The 25021-nt window shown below is 55.0% G+C and carries 19 protein-coding genes; 4 read left to right on the top strand and 15 right to left on the bottom strand.

Going from position 1 to position 25021, the window contains the following annotated elements; all coding sequences use genetic code 11:
* Positions 1 to 11: 11 nt before the first annotated feature.
* Positions 12 to 500, bottom strand: coding sequence for a histone H1-like repetitive region-containing protein (locus AC5DDB_RS25990; RefSeq protein ID WP_491742727.1), 489 nt, complete (start codon positions 498 to 500; stop codon positions 12 to 14).
* 216 nt (positions 501 to 716) lie between these two features.
* Positions 717 to 1571: a sugar phosphate isomerase/epimerase family protein gene (locus tag AC5DDB_RS25985; RefSeq protein ID WP_491742681.1), complete on the bottom strand. Its 855-nt coding sequence runs from the start codon at positions 1569 to 1571 to the stop codon at positions 717 to 719.
* Positions 1572 to 1898: 327 nt separating this feature from the next.
* Between AC5DDB_RS25985 and AC5DDB_RS25980 the strand changes: the two genes are divergently transcribed.
* Entirely contained in the window at positions 1899 to 3245 is a 1347-nt protein-coding gene (locus AC5DDB_RS25980; protein WP_491742680.1) for a hypothetical protein, read from the top strand.
* Positions 3246 to 3409: 164 nt separating this feature from the next.
* Here AC5DDB_RS25980 and rpmF read toward each other — a convergent pair whose 3' ends face one another.
* Together rpmF and AC5DDB_RS25970 are read right to left on the bottom strand one after the other, a co-directional pair.
* Positions 3410 to 3592, bottom strand: coding sequence for a 50S ribosomal protein L32 (gene rpmF / locus AC5DDB_RS25975; RefSeq protein WP_491742679.1), 183 nt, complete (start codon positions 3590 to 3592; stop codon positions 3410 to 3412).
* A 121-nt stretch (positions 3593 to 3713) separates the two neighbouring features.
* On the bottom strand, positions 3714 to 4157 hold the full coding sequence (locus tag AC5DDB_RS25970) for a DUF1294 domain-containing protein (protein ID WP_491742678.1): 444 nt from the start codon (positions 4155 to 4157) through the stop codon (positions 3714 to 3716).
* 60 nt (positions 4158 to 4217) lie between these two features.
* Here AC5DDB_RS25970 and AC5DDB_RS25965 point away from each other — a divergent pair, with 60 nt between their 5' ends.
* A complete protein-coding gene (locus tag AC5DDB_RS25965; protein ID WP_491742677.1) occupies positions 4218 to 6167 on the top strand; it encodes a hypothetical protein in 1950 nt (649 codons plus the stop codon).
* Here the strand turns inward: AC5DDB_RS25965 and AC5DDB_RS25960 are convergent.
* The 4 genes from AC5DDB_RS25960 to AC5DDB_RS25945 form a co-directional block, all read right to left on the bottom strand.
* Complete coding sequence (locus AC5DDB_RS25960) at positions 6155 to 7963, bottom strand: sulfurtransferase (RefSeq protein ID WP_491742676.1); 1809 nt, start codon at positions 7961 to 7963, stop codon at positions 6155 to 6157. The genes AC5DDB_RS25965 and AC5DDB_RS25960 overlap by 13 nt on opposite strands.
* A gap of 26 nt (positions 7964 to 7989) precedes the next feature.
* On the bottom strand, positions 7990 to 9459 hold the full coding sequence (locus tag AC5DDB_RS25955) for a sulfatase family protein (RefSeq protein ID WP_491742675.1): 1470 nt from the start codon (positions 9457 to 9459) through the stop codon (positions 7990 to 7992).
* Positions 9460 to 9541: 82 nt separating this feature from the next.
* Complete coding sequence (gene menC, locus AC5DDB_RS25950; RefSeq protein ID WP_491742674.1) at positions 9542 to 10654, bottom strand: o-succinylbenzoate synthase; 1113 nt, start codon at positions 10652 to 10654, stop codon at positions 9542 to 9544.
* A 24-nt stretch (positions 10655 to 10678) separates the two neighbouring features.
* Complete coding sequence (locus tag AC5DDB_RS25945; RefSeq protein ID WP_491742673.1) at positions 10679 to 12589, bottom strand: Hsp70 family protein; 1911 nt, start codon at positions 12587 to 12589, stop codon at positions 10679 to 10681.
* Between the two features lie 164 nt (positions 12590 to 12753).
* Here AC5DDB_RS25945 and AC5DDB_RS25940 point away from each other — a divergent pair, with 164 nt between their 5' ends.
* The gene (locus AC5DDB_RS25940; protein WP_491742672.1) at positions 12754 to 13644 is read left to right on the top strand and encodes an HAD family hydrolase; all 891 of its coding nucleotides are present in this window, start codon (positions 12754 to 12756) and stop codon (positions 13642 to 13644) included.
* Between the two features lie 10 nt (positions 13645 to 13654).
* Here AC5DDB_RS25940 and AC5DDB_RS25935 read toward each other — a convergent pair whose 3' ends face one another.
* The 7 genes from AC5DDB_RS25935 to AC5DDB_RS25905 all read right to left on the bottom strand — a co-directional run bounded on the left by AC5DDB_RS25935 (position 13655) and on the right by AC5DDB_RS25905 (position 24081).
* The gene (locus AC5DDB_RS25935; protein ID WP_491742671.1) at positions 13655 to 16780 is read right to left on the bottom strand and encodes a spermine/spermidine synthase domain-containing protein; all 3126 of its coding nucleotides are present in this window, start codon (positions 16778 to 16780) and stop codon (positions 13655 to 13657) included.
* Between the two features lie 124 nt (positions 16781 to 16904).
* The gene (locus AC5DDB_RS25930) at positions 16905 to 19214 is read right to left on the bottom strand and encodes an FAD-dependent oxidoreductase (RefSeq protein ID WP_491742670.1); all 2310 of its coding nucleotides are present in this window, start codon (positions 19212 to 19214) and stop codon (positions 16905 to 16907) included.
* 113 nt (positions 19215 to 19327) lie between these two features.
* Positions 19328 to 20320, bottom strand: coding sequence for a TauD/TfdA family dioxygenase (locus AC5DDB_RS25925; protein ID WP_491742669.1), 993 nt, complete (start codon positions 20318 to 20320; stop codon positions 19328 to 19330).
* 3 nt (positions 20321 to 20323) lie between these two features.
* Positions 20324 to 21304: an aldo/keto reductase gene (locus tag AC5DDB_RS25920; RefSeq protein WP_491742668.1), complete on the bottom strand. Its 981-nt coding sequence runs from the start codon at positions 21302 to 21304 to the stop codon at positions 20324 to 20326.
* Between the two features lie 122 nt (positions 21305 to 21426).
* Complete coding sequence (locus AC5DDB_RS25915; RefSeq protein WP_491742667.1) at positions 21427 to 22704, bottom strand: hypothetical protein; 1278 nt, start codon at positions 22702 to 22704, stop codon at positions 21427 to 21429.
* A gap of 39 nt (positions 22705 to 22743) precedes the next feature.
* Positions 22744 to 23625 carry a ZIP family metal transporter gene (locus tag AC5DDB_RS25910; RefSeq protein ID WP_491742666.1) on the bottom strand — a complete coding sequence of 294 codons (882 nt, stop codon included), beginning with the start codon at positions 23623 to 23625 and terminating at the stop codon, positions 22744 to 22746.
* Positions 23626 to 23694: 69 nt separating this feature from the next.
* Positions 23695 to 24081 carry a hypothetical protein gene (locus AC5DDB_RS25905; RefSeq protein WP_491742665.1) on the bottom strand — a complete coding sequence of 129 codons (387 nt, stop codon included), beginning with the start codon at positions 24079 to 24081 and terminating at the stop codon, positions 23695 to 23697.
* 343 nt (positions 24082 to 24424) lie between these two features.
* On the opposite strand from AC5DDB_RS25905, the gene AC5DDB_RS25900 reads away from it, so the two are divergent.
* The gene (locus AC5DDB_RS25900; RefSeq protein ID WP_491742664.1) at positions 24425 to 25003 is read left to right on the top strand and encodes an RNA polymerase sigma factor; all 579 of its coding nucleotides are present in this window, start codon (positions 24425 to 24427) and stop codon (positions 25001 to 25003) included.
* The last annotated feature ends 18 nt before the right edge of the window (positions 25004 to 25021 follow it).

Here is a 25021-nt window from a genome sequence, read left to right as displayed (position 1 = left end):
GCTTTGTCAGCTTATGCCTTCTTGCGAGAAGACTTTTTCGCAGTCGATTTTTTCGCCGTTGACTTTTTGGCGGTCGACTTCTTCGCGGTGGTCTTCTTTGCAGGAGTCTTCTTGGCGGTCGACTTTTTCGCGGTCGATTTCTTGGCCGTTGTTTTTTTCGCGGGAGTCTTCTTAGCAGTCGACTTCTTCGCGGTGGACTTCTTGGCGGTCGATTTTTTCGCCGTTGATTTCTTGGCGGTCGACTTCTTCGCTGTCGATTTTTTCGCCGTGGATTTCTTGGCAGTCGACTTCTTCGCGGTGGACTTTTTCGCTGTCGACTTCTTCGCAGTAGACTTCTTGGCGGTCGATTTTTTAGCAGTCGACTTTTTCGCTGTGGTCTTTTTTGCGGGTGTCTTCTTAGCGACAGACTTGGTCGTCGCTTTCTTTGCTACCTTTTTCTTGGCCACTGTGTTCTTCTCCTTGTTGTGTCTTCGACGTGGCCGTCTTGCCGTTGAGACCAGAGTGAGGTGACTTCGGCAAAGTGTTGGCCAGATGGTTTCCGTAAACTTCGGTTTGGACCCCCGCGTCCAAGAAGTGCCGATCCTTGCGTTGCCCGATTGGCAGTAAGTTCAACCCTGGTCTTACGATATTGGGAATCATCCTACGGTCTTTGCAAAATTGTGCAAGAGATTTCAACCCTTTCAGGCCATAGAATCCTCACAAAATCATTCATTTTTTTAAGCAGGATTTTCATTTGAGTCGATTCGCTTCTGTGCAACGTCTAATGCCGTGCGCATCGAGGCTAAACTTGTCTGCGCGATTGTCTCTGCGCCGGGGGCATAGTCAAAGACTTCTACGGACACCCATCCGTCATACTTCGTACGTAACAGCGCTTCGAAAATTGGCGCGAAGTCGGTCTCACCCATGCCCGGGCCTAAAAGGTTGGAATCGTTGGCGTGGAAGTGTTTTGTCAGTTCTTTGTACTTCTCGATCACGACCGGCAATGGTTCGCTTTCAGCACCGAGCATCGCTTTGACGTCTTGGTGCAAAACGAAGTTTGGATGATCAACCATTTCGATCAACGTCTTCGCTTCGGCACACGTGTTGATGAAGTTTGTCTCCTTCGTTGTGAGCGGTTCCATGCAGATTCGAACTCCGCGTTCGGCGATCTGTGGCATACATGCCTTGAAGACTTCCGCCGCGTACTGCATGGCTTGCTCGGTCGAAACACCGTCGGGCAGATTTCGTTGTGGCGGCGAACCAAACACCATCACGTTGCCGCCAAGTTCCGCGCACGCGTTGCCCAACACGATGAGGTATTCAGCAGTTGCTTTTCGCACGTCCGCGTCCGGCGATGTCAGATGAAGCCCTTCCGTCTTGGCGAGCAACCAGTGAAGACCAATGACCTCGAGTCCAAACGATTCTGCGACCTTTCGCATGGATCGTAGGGTCTCGACGGAAACGTCTTCTAAACGAGAGGCGATTGTGAACGGTGCGACTTCAATCCCGGTGTAACCGCACTCGGCGACGAAGCGACACTGACGCTCCCATTCCCAATCGATAAACAACTCCTGGCAGATCGCAAATCGCATGATGGTTCCTTCGGTTCAGACTGTTTTCGTTCGGCAAGCACTGTGTGGGAAAGATAACGCCTCCTTGCCGGCATTGCATCCGAGTGGATAGGAATGGCGGATGGCGGATGGCGGATGGCGGATGGCGGGCGTCTGTTTCGTTCGGTTATTCGGGTCGCGCAAACGACGGGGGACGGGAAAGCATTGTTGGTGGGATAATTCGCGGTGTTCGGTGTAGTGAGGTGGTCTTCGTTGACGAGGAAAGAAAGGTCATCTGCACCAACTTTTCTCACGACGAGGAAACGCGGTGCGTCAACCGGATCTAGACTGAATTTAGGGAACCCATCAATGAGATACGTGAAATGGGTGCCCGTCGTGCTGGCGATTACCATCGCTTTGGCGACTGGCACGGAGGCTAATGCGGGCTACTGCGGTGCGGCCAGCTACAACTGCTGTCCTACGGAAGCAAGTGCTCCTTGCGGCAACTACGTGACGGCGAAGTCATGTTGCGGACCGCAATACAAAACTGTGAAAGAAACCGTTTACGACTGCAAAGTCGAACAATGCACGAAGACGGTTTACGACACCGTCATCGAGAAGATTCCGTACAAGACCTGCAAGAACGTGTACGAGACGCGTTACCGCGATGTCTGCTACACGGCTTGTGTGCCGAAGATCAACACCTGCTACAAAACGGTGAACTACACCGCGTGCAAGCCGGTCTACACGACTCACTACAAAACCGTCACCTGCAAAATCTGCAAGCCGGTTTGGAAGACCTGTTACAAGACGGTGAATTACACCGTTCGCAAACCGATCTACAGCTGCAACTATCGCACGGTGAGCTGCACGGTTTGCAAACCGATTTACGACAAGTGCTACAAAACCGTTCCCTGCACGACCTACAAAACCGTGCCGGAAACCCATTACCGTGACGTTTGCTACACGGTCTGCAAACCGATTCAAGAGTGGCACACCGTCGACGTACAATGCGGCGAGTGGAAAACCGTCACCGAACAAATTCCGGTCAGCACCTGCGTGCCAAGCTGCAGCGTACCGTGTGGGGATCAACCATGCGGAACCGATTGTGCCCCGACCGGCGGCTGCTGCACGAAGACTGTCTGCCGTCGCGTTTGGTGCCCGAAGACAGTTCAAAAGAAAGTTTGCACCACCCGATATTGCACCGAGATTAAACGGAAACGAGTTCCGTACACGGTCTGCAAACGAGTCCCCCAATGTGGTACTCGTCAGGTTTGCCACACGACGGTTCGTTACGTGAAACAACAAATCTGCAAGCGAGTTCCGTACACGACCGTGCGGTACGAGCAACAATGCTGCACCAAGCAAGTGCCGATTCGCTCTTGCACCTGGGTCAAGCAATGTGTGCAGAAGCAGATTCCTTACACGACCTGCCGCTACGTGAAAGAGTGCCGCACCAAGACGGTTCCGGTTCGCTCTTGCACGATGGTCAAGGAAACTCGTACGAAGAAAGTTCCTTACACCGTCTGCCGCAAAGTGGAGTGCTGCTCTTACAAAACCCGGACACGCTGCGTGCCTCGCACAGTCACCTACAACGTGACTCGTCGGATTCCTCGCACCGTCTGCCGACAAGTGCCCGTCGACACCTGTTGTACTCCCGAGCCGGTTTGCTGCGAACCCACCAAGGGTTGCTGCCTGTTCGACATGTTTAAATAAACAGCAACGGCAGTGAGTTTCCCCTCACCGCCAAAGATACGGGTTCCAAGGAACTGAGATTCGGCCAAGACAAGAACGGGGCAGACTCGCGACTGAGTCTGCCCCGTTTTTTGTTGTGTTAGCTTCGATCTTCGCAAAATCGGTATTTCGACCGACCGTGTCGCCTACTCGTCGGCTGGTGGCGCAAGGACGCGTCCCATGTACCAACCACATTTTGGGCAGACAACGTGCGACGGACGTGGCGTTCCGCATTCCGGGCAGCCGCTGACTTGTGGCGGTGTCACAGCGTTATGCGAATTGCGTTTACGAGAGCGAGATTTGGATTGGCGTCGCTTCGGAACAGCCATGGGATCAGCCTCAATTCAATCGGAACAGTGCAGTTTTCGGGAAACCAGTAAAATCCTTGATTGAATCAAAACTGTCAAGTCTCGGTGACGAATTTTCACGGAATTCACGCACTCAGGTCGTTCAGCCACCGACCGTAATTTGCAGCAAACTGTACAGAATCAGGGGCAGGTGAACGATCACGATCAGCCAAAATACGACGCGAAACCGCAATTTCTGCGTCTTGTGTCGGAAAACTTGCTGAGCGATTAACCCGCCAGGCCAACCTCCCAGGGCTGATAACCAGTGCAGCGTTTTCTCGGAGACACGCCATTTCTCGGTTTTCGCGTAGTGTTTGTCGAGCCCATACGTGACGAACGCCGCAATGCTGACCAATACCGTGGCGACAAGATACACCGCGACAAACCACGGGCAGCGAATGCCGCCCCAAATTATGAGCAAAAGCACCAGCACCGTCGCCAGGACCCACCAAACGGCAGCCCCGATCACAACCCAACCCGACGCCCCACCTTTCACATCGAATCTCCATCCCGACGATTGTTCACTGAATCCGTGAGCGGGTATCATATCGTTTTATCCAGAAACCGCGACAGTTCATTCCTTCAGTGCGTCGAGTTGAGGTCCATCATGTCCCGTCTGCTCCCCGGTTCAACTCAATTGTTGATCGTGCTCCTCTCGCTTTCAGGAGTGTTGACTCAGACTCCCACCGCTGTGGCGGGCGTTGGTGATCCGCAAATGCGAACTGATCATCCTTGGTATCCGGGAGAACTTGCCTGTTCGACGTTTGAACGACTAGAACAAACCCAAGCAAAGGCGTTTACGCGTGTCGTCGGTCATCCGCCGACATCGGATGAAGACCGGGCACTCGCGGCGTGGATGTGGCGGAACACCCACTATTGGCACGGGGAAGAAGGCCGAGAGGACTTATGGAATCGCGGGTTCGAAAACTCCACGGATGCCGCCACTCGCGATTATTGGACGGGATTGTTCGCTCACGGCTACGGACTCTGCGGCACCACACACGCCCAATGGACTGCCGAGATGCAACACTTGCTCGGTCACAATCGATCTCGTGTCGTCGGCGTCAGCGGCCACAATTCCTTCGAAGTGTTTCTCCAAGGAAATGAATATGGCACCGGCCGTTGGTCACTGCTGGACCATGATGTCTCGACGATCCTGTTCGACGACTCCGGTCGAAAACTTCTTTCCATCGCCGATTTTCAGGACAACGTTCAAGTCCTACGAAATCGAACATCGCGTGATTCCTCACAAAACGGTTGGCCGATCTGCGGTTTGCATTCGGACGACTGGAAAGCGTTCGATTCCTATCGTTCGGCGGAGTACTTCGCCGGTTATGCGGGGCCGCCACCGATGATTCATTTGCGACGCGGTGAAACGTTCCGCCGGTATCTTCGTCCGGGGTTAGACGATGGCAAAACGTACGTGTTTTGGGGGCGAAACGATCGAACCGATGGTATCCCCGGTCCCCAACGAGCCCGCACTTGGGTCAATCAGCCGGAGAATTTTTATAACTCAGCCAAGGAAAGCAGCTACCAACCTGGCCAGGCTCAGTATGCCAACGCCGTCTTTACCTACCGGCCAAATTTTGCCAATGGCGACTATGCTGAGGGCGTGATCGAAGAGACCGATTCGCACCTCACATTCGAATTTCAGTCGCCGTACATTATCGCTGCGACGCCCGCGAATGACGGAGATTGGGGGATTTACGAGCCAGGATGTCGTAACGGTTTGACGATTCACAGCCAAGTCACGCTTCCTGTCTCAATTTCCACCGATCGCGGTCAGACCTGGCACGATGGTGGAACGACTGGCGACTCGACCGACCTCACCGATCTTGCAAAAGGGCATCGGCAGTATTGGCTGCGAATTCATGGCAGTCAGAAACAGTTAGCCAATTCTCAGTTGGCGATCGTCACGGTCTGCCAGTGCAACTCCTCGACAATTCCCCAGTTGACCAGCAATGGTTCCGATGTGGAGTTTCAAGCCACCGGGCAAGCGATTGTCAGTGCGGGGCCGAATTTGGATCAAGCCAACGCCCACCGCGTCGCAGGAGACTTTGATTCGCCACGTCTAACACTCGAACTCTCGCCACCACGGAACACAACAGCGACGCAGATCTTCGCGACCGCACACGTCGCCTCATCGAATCCGCCTTTACCGGATGTGAAATATCAGATCGAGTACTCCACCAACGCTGGTCAGTCCTGGCAACCGCTCGTCAAGGATTGGCAAATCACGCGACAAGGCCAAGAACCATCGGACTTCTGGTCTCAAAGTTTCTGCTACGGTTCGGCGAATCTGAACGATGCACAAGGCCCCGTCGCCGTTCGCTTTCGCAATGACGGTGGCAAGCGTTATCGACGAGCCGAGTTACATCTCGCATACCGCCTCGCCCAAACGGACGCCACTCGCGTGACATTTTGTTGGCGCGACGAAGACAGTGTGGTCACGGCGTCTCGACGATTCGAACCGAACGATGAGGGGAAATCGCAGACTTGGCGAGTTCCGACGAAGAACGTCGTTGAAACACTGTGGGTCGAGTATCAACCTGACTGAACCGTATCAGCCAGCACACGAAACCAATCGGGGACATCTGCATTGAAGCGGACGCTGAGTTGCGTCGTCGGATGCGTGAATTCGAGTTCTGCCGCGTGCAAGCCGAGTTGGCTGGTCGATACGTCTGTCGTCATTGCGGCAGCGAGTTCTCTGTGTGGTCGATAGATCGGATCGCCGACAATTGGCCAACCGAGATGCCACAAGTGCAGTCGAATTTGATTCGTGCGGCCCGTGACCGGAGTGGCACGCACCAAGGATGTCCCGTCGTCGAACTGATCCAACACCTCAAACTGAGTTTCCGCCGGCAATCCGTTCTCATCTGGGATTCGTACGCCTTCGGGCCCCGGTGTGGGACTGATCGCAACCTGACAATCAAACCGCGACTTCTCCGGATGTCCCTGCACAAGTGCGAGATATGTTTTTCGTACGGTGCCGTCATCAAATTGCGGTTGGAGTTGCCGGGCGACTTGGCGGGTTTTCGAGAACACCATCACGCCGGTCGTCTCCGCATCTAACCGGTGAGCCGGTTTTAACCGCAACGGGGCATACACGAGATTCAGCAGATACGTCAGCGTATTCCGATTGAAACGCCCACAAGGATGCACTGGCAAGGGGGCCGGTTTGTTGACGACGACGATCGCATCATCTTCGTACAGAATCTCGATGTCGGCATTCACTTCCGGTTCGATCGTCATCGGAATGACGTGCACCAAGATTTCGCCGGACCGCAACGTTCGCCCCGGTTGAACTGGCTGATCGTTGCATAGCAAATGACCACGCTCGCAGACGTCTTGCCAATGCTCGCGCGAAAGTTGCGTTTTCATGGCATCCAGAAAATCAAGCACCTCGAAGCCATCGAATTGCTTTGCCACTCGCAACGGGCGTTCGTTCGTGTACGGCTGACTTCCCGGTAATGACTGCGTGAATTCTGCGAGTTTCCGCTGACGCGACGCGATTAATTCTCGTCGTTGGTCGTCCCCCGAGCGATGACAATGCGGGCACGATTTTCCCACGACATAGAACGGCGACTCCTGCTCGTCCGCCGTGAGAATCGCCTGACAAACATAGCACTGGGCCAGCGGTGACTCGGACAGTTTCTCATCCACCGCGACCCGGCGATCGAACACAAAACAATCGCCGTCGTAGTGCTCTCCGCCACAGACTTCCAAGTACTTCAAAATGCCGCCATCGAGTTGCAACACGTTCTGAAAACCGACACGCTCCAAATACGGAGCCGCTTTTTCGCAGCGAATGCCACCAGTGCAAAAGGTGACGACCGGCTGCTGTTTCATCTCCTCCGGCAACTGCTCGGCAGCTGCAGGGAACTGGCGGAAATTATCGATGTCGATCGCCACCGCGTCACGAAAGGTACCGGCATCGATTTCGAAATTGTTGCGGGTGTCGAGCAAGGTCACCGGGCGGCCTTCGTCGAGCCACTGTTTGAGTTCCTCGGCGGAAATCCGGGGTGATGTGTACCGGTGTGGTTCAATCCCTTCGACGCCGAAACTGATGATCTCGCGTTTGATCTTCACCAGCATCCGCTGAAACGGACGTTCGTGACTGAGACTTTCTTTGACTTCCAGATCCTCAAGCCCGGGAATCTCGCGAATCCGATTGAGGAGGGCGTCGATCCCGATACGTTCGCCCGCCACGAACAGGTTGATCCCTTCCGGACTGAGGAGAATCGTGCCCTTCAGTTGGTGAGACTGGCACAATGCGCGGAGTTCGCTCCGCAACTCGGCGAGTTCGGTGAGATCGGCAAATTTGTAAGCTGCGATGTTGACGACATCAGTCATCGAATTTCTCTGTCGTTCTGTAGAAATCAATCGGCAAGCGAGATGTCGCGGCTGCGACCAGCTTGCTGAATTCGTTGCAAGGTTGCGGTGAGCGAACGCACTTTTTCCGAGTTTTGCTGGTAGAGGTTCCGCGTCTCGCCCGGATCGTCTGCCAAGTTGTAGAGTTGTCCCGAGGGGTCACCCGGTTGCGGTTTGATTCGGGATGGTTTCGAAAATCCCCCGGAACCGAGTCCGTCGATCAATTTCCAATCGCCGACGCGAATGGTCATCAAACCCGAACCCGACCCCATCGCAAAGAGTGGGCGAATGGGCTTCGAGTTGCTCGTCTCGTCGAGCATGGCCGGCAGCATGTTGAAACTGTCGGGACCGGCTTCCTTGGGAAGTTCTTCTCCAACGATGGCCGCGAAAGTGGCGAGCATATCGGTGAAGCAAATGAGTTGGTTGCTAACGGAGTTCGCCGGGATCTTTCCGGGCCAACGGGCGATGAACGGCACGCGATGCCCCGCTTCCCAGGCATCGGCCTTCATGCCCCGCCAATCGCCGGCGGAGTCGTGCTGGAACTTTGCGACGTCTTTGTCGTACCACGTGGGGCCGTTGTCGGATGAAAAAATCACGAGCGTGTCGTCGGTCATGTCGGATTCATCCAACGCCTTCAGAATTCGCCCGACCATTGCATCTACCATCACCGTGAAGTCGCCGTACAAACTGGCTTGACTCATGCCGACGAATTCTTTCGCGGGCAACCAAGGTGTGTGCGGAGCGGGAAACGCCACGTACAACATCAACGGTTTTTCGCTGTTGGACTCCGTGTGGTTTTCGATGACGTTGACGGCTTCATCGGCGAACAATGGCAACACTTCGTGCAGGTCCAAATCCGGTGCAATCCCTCCGGCTCGCCAGAATTCTCCCTGAATCGGCGTCCAGAACTCTTTGGAATTCCGCGCTTCGATGTGGTTCGTCGGCGGTTGGACGGCTTTGTTTCCCCGGACGTAGAAGTAAGGCGGAATGTCGGTCGACGCACGAATTCCAAAGAAAGAATCGAACCCCCGATCGACAGGCCCGCCGGGTAACGGCTTGTCATAACCGTTCTCCTGAAAACCAACATGCCATTTTCCGACCATCGCGGTCCGGTAGCCGTTCTGCTTCAGAAGCGAAGCAATCGTCATCTCGCCGTCCTCGATCAGCGGCTGACGTCGCCACTTCGACACATCAGTACGAAACGGGGATCGCCCTGTGAGCAGCCCATACCGCGACATGTGACACAATGGCCCGGCAGCGTGGGCATCGGTAAACCGCATGCCAGCCGTTGCCAGTGAGTCGATATGCGGTGTGGGAATCTTCGAATTCGCGTTGTAGCAACCCGGATCGCCGTAACCCATATCGTCAGCCAGAATGAAGACGATATTCGGATGCGATGACTTTTCAGCGGCGAACGTGAAGCCGGCCGTCGAAGACATAAGACAACAGAGCAATGCGTTCCAAAGCGAAACCTTCATAGCGGAGCATCCTCGAAGAATTGCGGGCGCGAGCCGTTATTGTAGCGAAATCAAACGGAATCGCGATCCTACGCCCCGTAACTCAGCCTGTGATCACGCTGTGCTGGCGTGTTAGTCGGCGGAGTCGTTCGGGGTGCGGATTCGGGATGTCGTCGGTTGCCCGCACGGTGGGTGTACCATCAGCCGATTGGTGCAATTCCAGCGGCCGGTCCGCCAAGTCCGTCTCGTAGTACCGCGACGATGGAAAGATATCGGCTGGGTAGGTGAAGTTGTCGAGCATTGCCAAGGCGGTGCAGATCGAACTACCGACGGCGCTTTCCAACATGCCGCCCACCCAGCATGGAATGCCGGCGGCTTGAAACCGATTGTGCATCGCGACTGCGACAGTCAGCCCACCGACTCGTCCGGGTTTGATGTTCGCGTACTGCAAACTCTTTAGCTGAATCGCTTGCTCGGCTCGATGCAGCGAGTTGAGACTTTCGTCTAAACAGACCGGGGTGCGAATCTGTTTCTGTAGTGCAGCGTGATCGACCAAGTCATCGAAGGTCAACGGTTGTTCAATCATCGCCAGATTGAACCGATCGAGGTCGCGAAACAACTCCACATCTTCCAGCGTGTAGCCGCTGTTGCAATCGATGTGAAACGTGGTTTCCGGGAAATTGTTGCGGACGGCTTCCAGCATCGGCACGTCCCAGCCCGGACGAAACTTGAGTTTCACACGCGGAAACCCTGCATCGACTGCGTGGGAAATATCACGGAGCAAGTCGTCGACACTGTCACCCACACCAAAGTCCGCACCCACCGGCACTTCCTCGCGGTTCGCACCGAGAAGTCGATGGAGCGGTGTGTTCTCCATGCGGCTTTTGAGGCACCAGAACGCGGAATCGAGGGCGGCTTTGGCGAACTGGTTGCCCTTGAAGTGCGACAGTCGTCGCTGAAGCTCTAGTCCGTCAGCGATGTCCTCCCCGACGAGAGCGGGAGCCAACCAATCACGTGCGGTTGCGAACACACCACCGGCCCACTCCGCCGAGTAACATGGTGCGGCTAACGAAGACGCCTCACCCCATGCATCGACGGAACCACTCGACATTCGGCACAATACGGATTCGATGTCGGCATCTTCGCCGTAAGCCGTTCGCCACGGCGAAATCAACGGCATGGCGACGTGATATAATTCAATGCGATCGATTTTCACTTGAGACAACCTGTGAGAATAGAGTTAATCAGGGATACTCCAAAACTCGTCTTCACCAGGGTCTCTTTGTCTGCGAGACGGCGGGGGAGGCGGACTCGCTCCCCGTGACTTCGGGCCATGTTGGGGTGTGGCTTTCTTCTTCGCTGCCGTTCGTGGTCTGGATTCACGTTGCGAAGGACTCTTCTTCCGACCAGCGGAATAGTCGACCGATAGCTTGCGAGGATCGATGGGGTTGCCGTCGTCATCCAAAGGAATCGGCTCGTCTGCACTCTCAAGATCACGAATTGGATCCGGTTTGATTGGTGATTGCTTTGCAGACTGCTCTTTCGGGGCGTCACGGTCCAATTCCTTCGGATGCAACACCAAGCGTTCTTTGTCCAAGTCGATCGAAAACCCTTCTTCGAGATGGTCGGCTGCAAGTTGCGCCACCATATTCTCTTGTCGAATGATTTCCGCCGATGCCCGCTTTCCGCTGGCGGCGTCCACCGCACTGACATGCACGCGGGCAGATTCGTCGTAGCGAATCGTCACCGCAACTTGTGAACCGGAAGGCAAATCAGCGGGGAGATCATTGATGCGACATTCACCCAATAAGACCGGTGGTTGATCGGGCGATGTCCCACTCTCGACGACTTGCAACTTGACCCGTCGTTGGTTCGGCACAACGGTTCCGAATAATTTCGTCTGGTCGGTCGGGAGTGACGTGTTCTCGGGAATCAAATAATGCGGGATGCGTTTGTTCGTTTCCACATCGCGAATCATGATTCCCAACGCTCGCGCATTGACACTACGTTGCTTCAAGCTCGACAGTCGCGCGGTGGCTTCTTCATTCAGAATCGAACGGGCGAACTTGCTGTTCGTGAGCATCATACCCGCGTAATATGTCGCGCCGTGCGAGATCGACTGATCAGGCGAAAGCGTGGAATTCAACGTGCGACCGCTGAGGCCTTTCAACATGTTCTTGATCATCGGCATCCGTGACGCGCCACCCGTGGTGAGGACGACATCGACGTGGGCCCAGCCCATCTTTCGATCTTTCAGCAACTTCTTGACGATTTTAGCCGTGCGATCGACAAGGTGTTTCGTCAACTTTTCGAATTGGACTTGCTCGACCTGGTAACTCTTTTGTCGTCCTCCGTATTGCACGGTGAACGAGGATTTTGGTCGGACGCTGAGTGCGCGTTTGGCTTGTTCGGCTTCCAACGAGAGCATTTGCCGACCGTTGGGCGTTTCCATCGGGTTCAAGTCAAAGTCCCGTTGGAACTGCTTGGCGATGGCTTCTTGCAGATAATTGTTCCAATCGATCCCCCCAAGCTGCAAATCGCCGACGCTCGCTTCCACACTGACTTCGTTCTTCTGATATTTCACCAACGACAAGTCAAACGTGCCGCCACCGAGATCGTAAACCATCAGCCGTTGGGCTTCGGCCAGTTCACTGAACCACAAGCCTTCGCTGCCCAACACATGACAGAGGGCCGCCGCGACCGGTTCATTGATGATATCAACTTGTTGCAGTCCCGCTTTATGACCAGCCAGAATGGTGGCGTGTCTTTGCACGTCACTGAACTGGGCAGGCACCGTGACGACTGCGCGTTCGATCGGCCCGATTTGTTCCTGAGCAGACTTCAGGAGTTTCCGAAGGACGAAAGCGGAGATGTCAATCGGTGTATAACTGTGCCCGTCGATCGTCCAACGCTTCGTGTTGTCGCCCATGTACCTTTTGGCGTGCTGTACAACACGGTCCGGGTGGACGATTGCATGTCGCAGGGCTTCCGTACCGACCACGACTTCCGGCCCATCGAACAACACGACGGAAGGGGTGGATTGTTCACCCTCTTCATTCGCGATCGTAACGGGCTCACCGTGTTCGTTAAGGTACGAAATGCACGAATATGTCGTGCCCAGATCGATCCCGACGGCTTGGGTTGTCGACATAATGGGGATGATTCACGTTTGGTTGGAAACCAGATACAATTCAAGACCTGCAAATCCACGCAAAGTGGACACTTCATCCTATCATCGGCAGTACAGCGAAACCAGTGCCGATATTGCATTTTGCTTAACGCACACCTTCCCAGACAGCGGACATCAGGCCCGGCATGAACTCCATCCATGAAACGATTACCGCCCGATCGCAACCGCTCGAGCGAATCCCGACGGAACTGACCGCGAATTTGTCGTCGCTAAAGGGGATTCGAGCCGTGGTGTTCGATATCTACGGCACGCTGATGATCAGCGGTAGTGGCGATATCGGTTCCGCGGATGACGATTCTCATCAAATGGCGTTTCGAGACGCATTCGCTACGGTCGGCATTGACGTAATCAGCGACATTGCGGCCGTCGAGCAACACTACCGAAGTGCCATTGCCGAGTCGCATGCGGAAGCGAAAGCGAGTGGTGTCGAGTTTCCTGAAGTTGAAATTCGGGACATCTGGCGACATACACTTGATCAATTGGTCGATCAGGCAATCATCAAGCCGGTCGCGATTACTGATGAATTGCTCGAGCGACTATCGATCGAATACGAAGTTCGTGCGAACCCCACATGGCCGATGCCGAACTGCCGCGAAACACTCAAGGCCTTAAGAGACGCTGGGCTGGAACTAGGCATCATCAGTAATGCGCAGTTTTTCACGCCGGACTTGTTTCCAGCGCTTGCGCAAGCGGATCTCGACGAACTTGGGTTTGCGTCGAAACTGCGTTTTTACTCGTTCGAGTACCGTCAGGCCAAACCCGGGACGTTTTTGTACGAACAGTGCAAACAGGGATTGGCCGAGTTCGGTATTCAACCGGAGCATGCTTTGTACGTGGGAAACGACATGCTCAAGGACATTTGGCCGGCCCAGCAACTTGGGTATCGCACAGCGTTGTTTGCCGGCGATGCCCGTTCACTGCGGCTCCGTGATGGCGTCGAGCGGGTGAAGAATGTAACACCCGACGTCATCATCACCGACTTGGCACAGATTCCGCAAATCTTGGGAATCGATTGAGCCACACCGATCAGTTCGGGTCTTCCGATTTTGGACGAGCGGCTTTGATTGCGGACTTCGTGATTTTCTTTTTGAGATGATAAGGCATCATTTCACGACGGTAGTCACGCAATGGCTGAATGATGGTCTTCTCGAGAAACTTCCGTCGGGCTTTCCAATCCTCAGCGGGAATGTCGATCCGCGCGGAAAGATCATCCATGGCTTCTAGCGCCGCCTCCGTCGCACGCAGGCTCTTTTCGATATCGTTTAACATGATATCTGAGGACTTGGGGGTATATCCCAGCCGTGCGGCCCAGCGGAGTTTCATGGTTTGCACCAACGCGTTGAGTTGGTCGAATCGCTGCATGTCGTCCGGCATCGTTTCGGGATGGTCGACGAGGATCATCATTGCCGCCGCCACATTCCGCACGGATTTTTCCTGAGTCGACGCATAGTTAGCTGCCCGCAGACGATGCATTAACTCCGCTTTGTGTTCTGGTGGGTCGCACCGCGAGTAAAGTTCCGCGACTTCCTTGTGCAGAAAATCACTCACCAACGGATCGTACGGAACCGCGTAGTTTGCGACCGATGCAATGTCATTAGCATCCAGCGTTTTCAATGCCTGGTCTAACGCTTTGAAGTAGTTCATTCGTCGACGGTCTTCGGGGTGAATGTCTTGCTTCGGAAGCTTTCCACCGACTTGCCGAATGAGTGACCGAGGATTCTTCATGATCTGGTCTTTCGTCGATTTGCGATACAACCAGTACTCATCGGGTTCACCGGCCATCAGATCATTGTGCATCACGATTTCGCTGAATCGTCGGAGCAAGACTTTGTCATCCGCTGCGACACTGCCCCAATTGGCGAACCGTTCGGTGAACGGGGCCAACATAACCTGCGTACGTTGGTACTTCGGTCCCCACTGCATCATCTCCGGCGGTAAACCGAATGCGAATCGTCCATTCGCGGTGGTGTTCCGCCGTTCCCACCACGATCCGCTTGCAAGTAATTGGTCCAAGTTCTGAGTGTTGTAGGCTGGGAGATTGAGTGGCACCGCCCAGTCCATCCCAATGCTGCTCAACACATCTCGAACATGGTTTTTCTGTAGACGATCGGCGAGGTCCACATTCGTCAGACTGCCCGGCGAATTGGAACCGAACATTGCCAGTTGCCCCGCTGCAATTTCTAGGAAGACCACTTCGGAGAACGAAGCACGCATTGTGCGAGCGATCGTGCGAATGGTCGATGGACCGAAATCAACGTGCGGAAACTTCTGACAGAAAATCCCCCCCTCGTTCAGCGACTCAGCGACTTGGCTGTAGAATTCCGTCGTGTATTCCGCTGCCCCTTCCGAGGTCGCGGGGTGATCGGGGAGAGACAGCACGACGTCGAACTTTTTGTCGTCGGCTCGGATTGCGAGAACAGGGTCTGCGGTGTGCAAATTCAATCGAGGGTCAGCCAGCGGATCGAGTCCCCGCGCCGACCACACGTGTTCCTGTAACAAGGAAGTCAGTGTCTTGCTCGGTCCGATACAGGTCACCTGGGGCACCGGGAAAGCGAGTACCGTTTCCAAAGCGACTCCCGATTCCATCCCCAGAATCAACACATGATCGGGACGCGAGTGCAGCACCAACGGCATCACAGCGGGTAGGACGTCGGCTGATGAATGCGGTGCCAGTCGCGGTTCGAGACTGGTCGATCCCGCGGGAAGACCATTGCGACGAAACTGGATTTGGTGGCCGCGTGTTTTCCAGACCGTCCAAGTGGAATCCGCAGTCACGCAGCGATCGAGTACGCGAGACTCATCCACAAAGGGAAGCAATTCGGCGTCTAACCCGGCGGCCGCAGAGATCGAAACGGTGGAGTCGAACAACATTCGAGCACTGCGAGTCGGTTGATAATCTGCCGCGACGAAACAGACAACGAGAACGGCAGCAGTGCAGACGGCTCCCAATCGACTTCGGAGCGAGAGCTCGGAAAAACGCGGTCGCCAGACGGAAACGGCACAAAGGAGGAACACGGCTGCGAATGCCATTGCCAGATTCGGCACCGAGACCCACGTCATTCCCGCCCATCGCACAAATAGGAACCCAACCGCGAAAGCCTCGAACCGAACGGCCGGCCAAGTTGTCGTTGTGTTTGCGCTTCGCTCAGGGAGAAAACGTCCCCAGCACCAACCAGCGAGGAACAGAAACGCCGCCACCATTCCGCCGCGAAGCAGCATTAGCCCAAAGGCCGACGTCACGCCTGCGTTGAAGTGCATCGATAAAGCGGTCAACTGTGAGAACAATGCGGGCAGAGCCATGATCCATATCGATGCAACTGCGGCTCCCGTACTTCGGGAGAACATTTTCGAGGTCTTCCCGAAGATCAAACCGAACGCCAAGCTGGTCCATCCGGTCCATAGCAGGTAGCTCGAAATCGGCATTAGTTGCGTCACACTCTGCCACCAAACCGCAACCGCGCCCCCCAGGACGCACATAAATGCAGTGACTGTCAGCCACTCAAACCGCGAAACTGATTGCGAATCGTGTGGATCACTGGCCGTATCGACTTGGGGGCTCGGTTTCTTCCACATCAGCCAACCGGTCGCCACGCACGTTGCCAGTGCGACGACATTCACGGTGACATCGAATAGTCCCCAAGGTCCCAGGACGTAGGCCAAGCTGAATACCGCAATACACCAACCGGTACCGAAACCCCGCAGGCTTAGACGGGAGTCCATCCCGAGGGAAAACGGCCAACGCACGAGACAGGCGACGGGAGCGGTTAGCGAGACGAGGGTCACTAATGAAAGCAGACCGAGACTACTTGCTGGGTTCGACCACCAAGCCAGGGAAACGTGATCTAAGCCAACTGTAATGATCTTCATTAACCAAGGCAGGACGAGCGTCCAACCGGCGAGGAAAATCGCAATCGAACGTGGTTGAACACGTCGTGTCCTCTCGGTTGGCCAGCCGAGTGCCAATCCCACGACGACTGCAAACACAATCGCCGTGGACACCGCTGTCGACGAGCCAAAGGTGCTCGTTAGCAGTAGCACCCAGCTCAGGCAGAATATTGCCGCTAGACAACCGATCCCGATTGCTCGAGCGAAGTCCGTTTGCAAACGAACTGCGAGACCGGCAAAACGCGATAGAAATGAGAAGCGTTGCATGGCATCCGTGCCGTTGTTGAAGTATCCAAATTGTCCAAAGTCAGCATTTCATCTCGGTTTTTACCGAATTTCTCTAACTTCCCGCAAGACCGAGGTCGTGCGGAGGCTTCCGTTGACCGGACTTTTACGGTTTTACCGGCAAGATTTGCACCGCATCAGCATGGGCGTTGCCGCCGGCGTCTTCTGCAGAAACCGTTACCGACACCGTTTTGCCGGCTTGCAAATCGAATTCACCGAGTGACAGAAACCCTTTGTCAATCGGCGGAGTTTTTCGCATGTCGACTTGAACCGTCTTCGTTCCGCCCGCTGTTTTTACCATGACTGGAACGCGTGATCCCCGATTCTCATGCGGAAGATAGGCAATCCGCACCTCATACCGACCGGACGTTTTCGGTTGATGCTCGAAGGTAACGGCGGTGTTCTTGGCAGGACCGGCATAGAGATAGTGATAACCGACATAGCCCCTTAGTCCGGTTCCCGGCGTCCATTTGCCGGTGATCTTCGCTTGATGATCATCGATAATCACGCCATCGAGTTTCGCCGGATCGAGACCGGTGGGGGGACCGTTCGGACCTGCGAGTGGTAAAGCATCATCGGGAATTTCGACGTCACCACCTAAAGTGTCTCGTCGTGCTTTGCCGGGGAGTTGCAGCAACTCATCCATGACATTCCAGTATTGATGGTAGACATCCCGCGGCGTGCAACCACGAGTGACGCACACCCAACTGGCTTTCCCCACGACTTCACCCATCATGCCACACGTTTTCATCACGCGAGTTGTGCCAAGGGCCTGATGAGTGACGCTAATGCAGCGACCGGCCATGAAAAGATTGTCCACATTCCGCGAGTAGAAGCAGCGATATGGCACCGGATACCCGTAGTTGCGGTCGATCCGTCGATCATGGACCGCGATGGAAATGAACGGGTTATCCGGGAACTTCTTGGCGTATTGTTCTTTGGGATAATGGAGATCGATCGACCACGTACTTGGCACACAACCGTCTTGGAATTCTTTTTTGCCGACGATGTCTTCTTGGGTCAGTACGACATCGCCCATCAAACGGCGTGATTCCCGTGGCCCGCCGATGTAGGCAATCCAAGTGAGAAACGCGTTTTCGTGCTTGTCGGCACCGTCTTTGTTCTTCATGGCATTGAAGGCCCCGAAAACGGCCCGCAAGTTCCAATCGCGAATCCCCTCGGCATCGTCCAATGCGTCTTTGTTGAAACCGGACTCCCAGAACCATTGGCCGTGATGATCGCGAGGATACGGGAAGTCCCGCATTGTGAGATCGAGAGCCCAGGGAGTTTCGGGAAAATCGACTTCTTTCTCTCCTTCGCCCCATGCCCACATGTTACTCATGCCCATGCGGTCTTTATCGGTCATGTCCCAATCGGCTTCCGCAAGCGCCCCGATGGTTCCATGGCCGGTGGCGTCGACATAAAGCCGACCGCTGAACTTTGTGTGTTCGCTGGTGCGGGTATCGAACGCATAAACCGCATTGATGGTGCGTTTATATTGGGTTTCGCTGTCCTTGAGATCGGTCGCATCGACTTTGTACGCATGATGATTCAGGAAGAGATCGATCTTCGGTTCCGCTCGGACGATGCGTTCTTTCTTGGCGTCTTCGAACTCCTCGTATGTGCCGGGAGATTTCGTCGCGTGATCGCTGAATTCCTCGACGATTTCCCCGATACGTGGATATTTGCCACGCCGAATGTTACCCATCGCCCAGACGCGGACTTCGCTTGAACCATTGCCCCCAAGCACGGGACGGTTCTGGATCAACGCAACCTTGCAACCCATCCGTGCCGCCGACAATGCCGAGCCCATCCCCGAATAACCGCCTCCGATCACGACGACATCGTAACCGGATTTCTCCGTGGGCTCTTCTTGAAGACCCAGCAGTTCACGTCGCCAACCTGGTAGAATTTTCGACGCGTTTGGTGGTGGTTCGGAGTCCGTCGTGAAGTAAATCGCATCGCATCGGCCATCAAATCCCGTGAGGTCGTGTAACGCAAGTTCGACTTCCACAGTGCCGGAATCGTTCCCGTCCCCCACTTCAACCGTGCCACCATCGTGCCAGAACCACTCGGCTCCTTCGGTGCCAAATGTCTCTTTGAGTGGGCGATTGTCGACAAGCAATTGGAACCGGCCTGGTTGTCCGGGTGCGTTCCAGCGTTTCACCCAATCTTTCGTCCGGACAAACACATGATAGGTGCCGGCGGACGGGAAGGTAACGGTTGTTGTCGCATCGTCCACTGGACGACCAAGCCCATGTGCCAACAAGTATGGCGAACCCATTTCCTGAATGAATTGGGTGTCGAGCTTCCAACCGCCGTGGTTCGTAAAACTTTCGGCTTCGACGAGGATCGAGTCTGCGAAAGCCGGCGTAGCCATGCAGCTAATGAAAAGAAGTGAAAACAAGGAGCGCATTCGGGTAAGCCTTAGGGTTGTCTGAAGTGTGTCACGACTTTGCGAGTCGTGCTTCTAGTTGATGTACCACTCTCCACGGCTCACAGACTCCGTGGCATACAAACTTGCGACGTTCAAACATTCGCTGCAACAAGTGACGCAAGAACTTTGCGTGTGCCCACAAACGGACGACGACCATGCATCACGACGAAATTGTCGACCAATGCCACATCACCTTTTTGCCAAGGCACATCGAAGGCAAACTGGTCTCCCAATTCCACAGCGGTGGCGACGGCATCGCGGTCTAACGGAGTTCCATCGCCGAAGGTGATCGCTTTTGACGAATCGTTACGTTCGTCTTGCCAATGGGCGGCAGCGATGAGTTGGTTGAAGAACGACTTCCGACCATCCGGAAGCGTTCGCACTGCAGGTAAGACCGGAGTCGTTGCTCGCAGGCAACCGTCGTCGAGCCATTCCCATGAGTAACCAAGTTCCCGGAGTCGTCCTTCGGCGGCTTCTTTCGTTTCCGCCCGCAATGTGCTTTGCCAACTGCGACCCATACCGGATTTCGGATCGTCCACGGCAGGCATAACGTTCGAGTACAACAGCCCTTTCTGTTCACAGTCGTCGGCAAACTGTGGACATTGTTTCTGCAGTTCACGGAAGAGAATATCCGAACGACAGAGGGGCGTTGCACCGCCTTCTTCAGCCGCATGCTCGCAGAAGAAGAACAATCGGCTAGGGTAAATCGGCGTTTGAGCCATCTCGTGATGCAGGAAGATCGTCACTTCCGAGGGGGCTTCGTTTGCCGTGAATACACGCGGCGTACGATTGACCCGCACAGCGTTCGAGAGCGAATCCCGGTAGGCGAAGTTCTCGTAATTGAAGGCTGAAATAAAGGCGTCGAAATCTTGATCGGTCGCCAAGGGGAAATCGCGGAAGAGAATGGTGCCATGTCGGGAGGCTTGGGCGTCAAGTTCGTTGCGGTTGGCTTGTACCCATTCGCTGACAGTTTCGACGGTCGCATCCGACGATTTGCACGCCAAGATTAAAGGAAACGGAATTCCGTCGTATTCCTGCTGAGTCGGCAGAGAAATCGGCTCGACGGTGAGGGTTTCGGTCGACATAAGTTACTCGTAGATCGGAAAGAAAGTATTGAACGCTTCCTCACAAAACACGCCAGGGTCGTTGAAGCGGCGATTGCGGTTCAGTCCGGCGATTGTTCGCATGTCTTCGTCGCTTAGTTCGAAATCGAATAAAGCGATGTTCTCTTGAAGCCGTTCGGGACGTGATGTCTTCGGTACGATCGCGGTCCCGCGTTGCACGCCCCAGCGTAAAACGACTTGAGCCGCCGACTTGCCATGGGATTCCGCGATGGCTTTGACTTCCGGCAAGTTGAGAACGGATTCGTCTTTTTCCGCCATCCCGATACCCACATACGACGGTGCTCCCAAAGGCGAGAACGCCGTGACCGCAATGTTCTCCTGTTGGCAGTATCTGACAAGTTTCTCTTGCGTCAGATATGGGTGGGATTCGATCTGTAAAACCGCAGGCCGGATCTCCGCATACGACAACACATCGCGGATCAAGCTGCAATTAAAATTCGACACGCCAATGTTGCGAACCAGCCCTTCTTTGACGAGTGATTCCATCGCTCGCCATGTCTCTTGGATTGGGATTTTGGCGGGTTCAATTTTGGGTTCAGCGGCATCCGGATCTGTGAACCAACCGGGCGGGTACCGGGTTTCGAACGGTACGAACTGTTGGGCAATGGGAAAGTGAATCAGGTAAAGGTCCAACGCATCGACACGCAAATCGCGTAATGTTCGTTCCAGGGCAGGGCGGACGTGTTCGGCGGCGTGGTAGGTGTTCCACAATTTCGACGTCAACCAGACATCGTCCCGCGACACGGTGCCCGATGCGAAAAGCTGTTGCAATCCTTCTCCAACGGCGTCTTCGTTGCCGTAATCACAGGCGCAATCGAAATGTCGATAACCGGCATCGACGGCAGAGCGAATCAGCGACGGGGCATTCGAGGGTTCGACTTTCCACAAGCCTAACCCCACAGCCGGGAGTTTGTCGCCTGTTGAGAGAGTCAGCGTGTCTGACATGGTCAATTCCGGTGAGTTCTTGTAGGTGCGAATTCGGGCGGACCTTGAGTGTAACAAACCGGGAATCAGAACGAAAACGGAACCAGCTGGTGTTCAAAGATCAGTCGCTGGAGCCGGGATGGTCAGTCGGTGTCCTTGGAGACCAACCCCGCTTGTTGGGCTTGAAGCCATAATGCCCAGGTGCGTTCGTCGTAACCGAAATTCTTGCCTGTGATTTTCTTCAGTGCGCTTAAGACCTGAGCGTTCTCATGATTGACGCTAACGGTGACGGTTTTCATCGGCCGATTGGCGGCGCCGGGGTCGTTTACGATGGCTCCACTGTACATGCCGGTCCGCAAGCCGATCTCGATATCAGGGGGCAGTTGATTTCTCTGGCCGTAAGTACCGTTGGCTCCGAAGCTGTAAGTGTCTTCAGGGACTTGGATTCGGTATTGATGTGTGGTGACCAACGCCGCAATTAACGCGGGCACAGCCTGTTCGTCGCCGACTTCCTCCAGAGCAGCACCCGCTCGACAAACGATTGAATTCAAACCGTTGCCAAGTTCACGGGCATAGAGGGACATGGCAAGTTTGCGTTGCTCGACCGGGATGGCATCACGTGCGGCACTGCGAATCTGCGGGGCCACATCGAACAGCGACTGCTTCACGAGCGGAGCCACACCCCGTGACCCGGTAATGTTGCCGAGAATGCGGACATATAGCGAACGCAGTGAGACACTGGTTTCGTTACTGAAGAAGTAAGACAAAGCCGGCACCGCGTGCGGATCGGTGATTCGTTGTAATTCGGCCAAGGCTTGCTGACTTTGAGCCGGTCGACTGACCAAGTACCCTTTGAGTTGACGAATACGTTTGATCCAATCCCGGTCCTGCTCGGAGTGCGACTCGGCTTCCTCTAACAACGCCTTTTCTTGCGGCGTGATCCACTTGCCATCGTGTTTGACATAACCCTGGGAGATCAGTTTCTCGTCTTTCGTCATCCAGGTGCCGTCATGCAAAATATGCCCGAGACTTCGGTGCGCATCTTCGTACTCAGGATCGAGCTCGATGATGCGTTGCAGTTCCCGTTCGCGTTGGGCAGGCAGTTTATTCTTCAGACACCATTCGGCTAGCTTCCAACGGTCTTCCACCGTATCCGGAATGCGTCGACTCCGAGTTTCATACTCTTCGACAGCCGCAGAACGCCGGGCGACGAAATCAATTTCCTCTTGAGGGATGACGAGCAGCGCACCGGTTGGTGTGGTGATGGAGACTTCGGGTAAGTCACCGACTTTCGTTTCCTGATTGAACTGCCCGCGGACTTCGCCACCATGGGTCAGTTTGACCATATCAGCAAAAACGACCGAAGCCGAATACGGTAGGGTTGCGAACGCCAATAGCGACGGAATGAGACGAATCCGCATAGAACGCTCCCGCTGAACTGTCGTGGAAGTGCGTGCGTCCTATTCTATCGGGAGTGAGACTTGGATCTCAAGCGGGGGCTGACGGGGCGGGTGTCCATGCGTAAGTTCGATGACCCAGGCTAAGCCTAATCCAAGTAGCAAGACTAGCGAGAGTTGCACCCGGTGGTGGGAATGGAGTTCGACTTCCGGGAGCAAGTCACCCAGGGAAATGCATAAGAAGACACCGGCGGAGAACCCCAACGCACATCCCACGATGAACTGGTGATCGTTTCCGAAGGCTTGGACTCCCAAGAAGAACGCCAACGCTCCGATGGGGCACATGAGTGCGAATCCGATATTGACGATCGTCCGCCAAGTCGTCGACCACCCGGAAACCGCCATCAATGACGTGATGGAGACGGCATCGAGCGGCTTGTGCAATAAAATCGCCAAGAACGTGCTGAAACCGAATAGTGACCAACGCACCGGTGCACCGACCTGAGCGGCGACATCCGCCCCGAGGGCCATTCCGTCGATGAGGGTGTGAAGTGCCAACCCCAACGTGACCCCGAACCAACCCCACGGGTGTGCTCCGACAGCAGCATGGGAATGGTGTCCGTCATGATCGTGGTCGTGTTCATGCTCGCAAACCTGGGAGCCAGCCGGTTCGTGCGAATGGAAATGAAACGCCCGAATCAGGAAGAACATCGTTAGCAAACCAACTGCGAGCCAATTGGTCGATGCATGGATGGAACCGGTGAGGTGCAGCGAATGGGGCAGCAGGTGGAACAACGCAATGCCCAACATGAAACCGCCAACACCACTTAGCAACAGTTGCATTTGGGTGTGGCCGAGTTTCAGCTTGTTTGCGAACATCCCCCCTGCCAAGGAGGCTGCCACGATCAAGACACAATAAACCGAAATCAACACCGGCGTCTGCATGAAGTGACTCGGTTCCGTATTTCTGACTGCGAAGCAATTGGGGAAGGATCGGGACTCGACAAGCTGACGTCAGGAAATCTGATGATCGTTGAATTCCGGCCAACGTTTCCAGGCGTACGTCCACTCCATCCACATTCGCATCAACGACCACAACAGCCGCATTTTACCGAGGTCTTCCGTGGGTAGTTTCTGCTGCTGAGCGACCGATTCCCGAGCCGCATTGGCTAACCCCCAGCGGTCGCCAAGTTGTCGGCAAAGAGAGTCCGCGGTGAGGTCTGGAGTCGTGTTGCGTCCGATAATCTCGTCGCCTTCGTCGTGACCTTCGAGATAACCAGCACCGTGCGCAGTCACAAACATTTCGAAGAGCCGTTCACGCCAAGGATCGATTTCCAAAGGCTCGCCTTGCCGTTCGGCTTCCAAAACCAATTCCTCGATACTGATCAGCAAGTTATCCACCAACGACAAATCCTTCTTGAAATGCGACATAGAATTGATGGGTTGGGACGACATGGTGGGACGGATTTCGTCGACAGGAACCGCCGATATCCTAATGAAAACGTCACCCGCCATGCAATGCGCCGGCAAAACGGGAGTGTCATCGCCCGCGAGTCGGCTCCGAGGATGCCTCGCGATCCTTCGTTGCCCCTTGACGGATCGACAACCGGATTTCATTGTAAGTATTGGATTTCGGAGACCGCGCTCGGTTTTCGGAATGAGATCGAGAGTAAGAATAGGAACTCGAACCCGCCGAATGTGACCGCTTTCCCAACGCCCGCCCAATTAGACGGATCGCCCTGGTATGTCCGACCCTAGCCTCATCGAGCGAGCCATTCAAGGCGACACTGCCGCCTTCGAAGCTATCGTCGAGGCCCATCAACAGGCGATTTACGGGTATTTGCGGGCCCGGTTATTTCAAGCCTCTGACGCGGAAGATCTCACGCAAGAAGTTTTTTTGCGGTTTTATTTGACGCGGGCTCGGTTTGATACTGAGAACCTCGTGCGTCCGTGGTTGCTGGGAATTGCCCGGAATCTGCTCAAGGAACACGCGAGAAAGATCAAACGGCGGAAAGAAGTCGCTTGGACCGAGTTATGCTTGGAACTCGACGAACTCATGCGGGGGGCCGGCGAGTCCCACGACGGGCCATATGAAGATGTCATTCGACACCTTCCAGAATGTATCGAATCGCTCGGGCCCAGTGCCCGGGAAGCGGTCAACTTGCGATATCGCTCGAATCTCCGTTTGGCGGCGATCGGGCGGAAACTGCACCGGAGTGAAGGAGCGATCAAACTGTTGATGTATCGTGCTCGGCAGGCGCTCAAACATTGTCTGGATCGGCGGATCGCTCAAAGCGAATTCCCCGAGACACCCCCATCGTGATTCCGCGAACTCGTGGGA

The sequence above is a fragment of the Thalassoroseus sp. genome, assembly GCF_984380535.1.
Note: the sequence above shows the minus strand (reverse complement) of the source record. Positions and strands in the feature narration are given on the sequence as shown.

Coding starts and splice junctions, on each gene's coding strand:
- AC5DDB_RS25985 (WP_491742681.1), bottom strand. CDS start 1,571: ATGCGATTTGCGATCTGCCAGGAGTTGTTTATCGATTGGGAATGGGAG.
- AC5DDB_RS25980 (WP_491742680.1), top strand. CDS start 1,899: ATGAGATACGTGAAATGGGTGCCCGTCGTGCTGGCGATTACCATCGCT.
- rpmF (WP_491742679.1), bottom strand. CDS start 3,592: ATGGCTGTTCCGAAGCGACGCCAATCCAAATCTCGCTCTCGTAAACGC.
- AC5DDB_RS25970 (WP_491742678.1), bottom strand. CDS start 4,157: ATGATACCCGCTCACGGATTCAGTGAACAATCGTCGGGATGGAGATTC.
- AC5DDB_RS25965 (WP_491742677.1), top strand. CDS start 4,218: ATGTCCCGTCTGCTCCCCGGTTCAACTCAATTGTTGATCGTGCTCCTC.
- AC5DDB_RS25960 (WP_491742676.1), bottom strand. CDS start 7,963: ATGACTGATGTCGTCAACATCGCAGCTTACAAATTTGCCGATCTCACC.
- AC5DDB_RS25955 (WP_491742675.1), bottom strand. CDS start 9,459: ATGAAGGTTTCGCTTTGGAACGCATTGCTCTGTTGTCTTATGTCTTCG.
- AC5DDB_RS25945 (WP_491742673.1), bottom strand. CDS start 12,589: ATGTCGACAACCCAAGCCGTCGGGATCGATCTGGGCACGACATATTCG.
- AC5DDB_RS25940 (WP_491742672.1), top strand. CDS start 12,754: ATGAACTCCATCCATGAAACGATTACCGCCCGATCGCAACCGCTCGAG.
- AC5DDB_RS25935 (WP_491742671.1), bottom strand. CDS start 16,780: ATGCAACGCTTCTCATTTCTATCGCGTTTTGCCGGTCTCGCAGTTCGT.
- AC5DDB_RS25930 (WP_491742670.1), bottom strand. CDS start 19,214: ATGCGCTCCTTGTTTTCACTTCTTTTCATTAGCTGCATGGCTACGCCG.
- AC5DDB_RS25925 (WP_491742669.1), bottom strand. CDS start 20,320: ATGTCGACCGAAACCCTCACCGTCGAGCCGATTTCTCTGCCGACTCAG.
- AC5DDB_RS25920 (WP_491742668.1), bottom strand. CDS start 21,304: ATGTCAGACACGCTGACTCTCTCAACAGGCGACAAACTCCCGGCTGTG.
- AC5DDB_RS25915 (WP_491742667.1), bottom strand. CDS start 22,704: ATGCGGATTCGTCTCATTCCGTCGCTATTGGCGTTCGCAACCCTACCG.
- AC5DDB_RS25910 (WP_491742666.1), bottom strand. CDS start 23,625: ATGCAGACGCCGGTGTTGATTTCGGTTTATTGTGTCTTGATCGTGGCA.
- AC5DDB_RS25900 (WP_491742664.1), top strand. CDS start 24,425: ATGTCCGACCCTAGCCTCATCGAGCGAGCCATTCAAGGCGACACTGCC.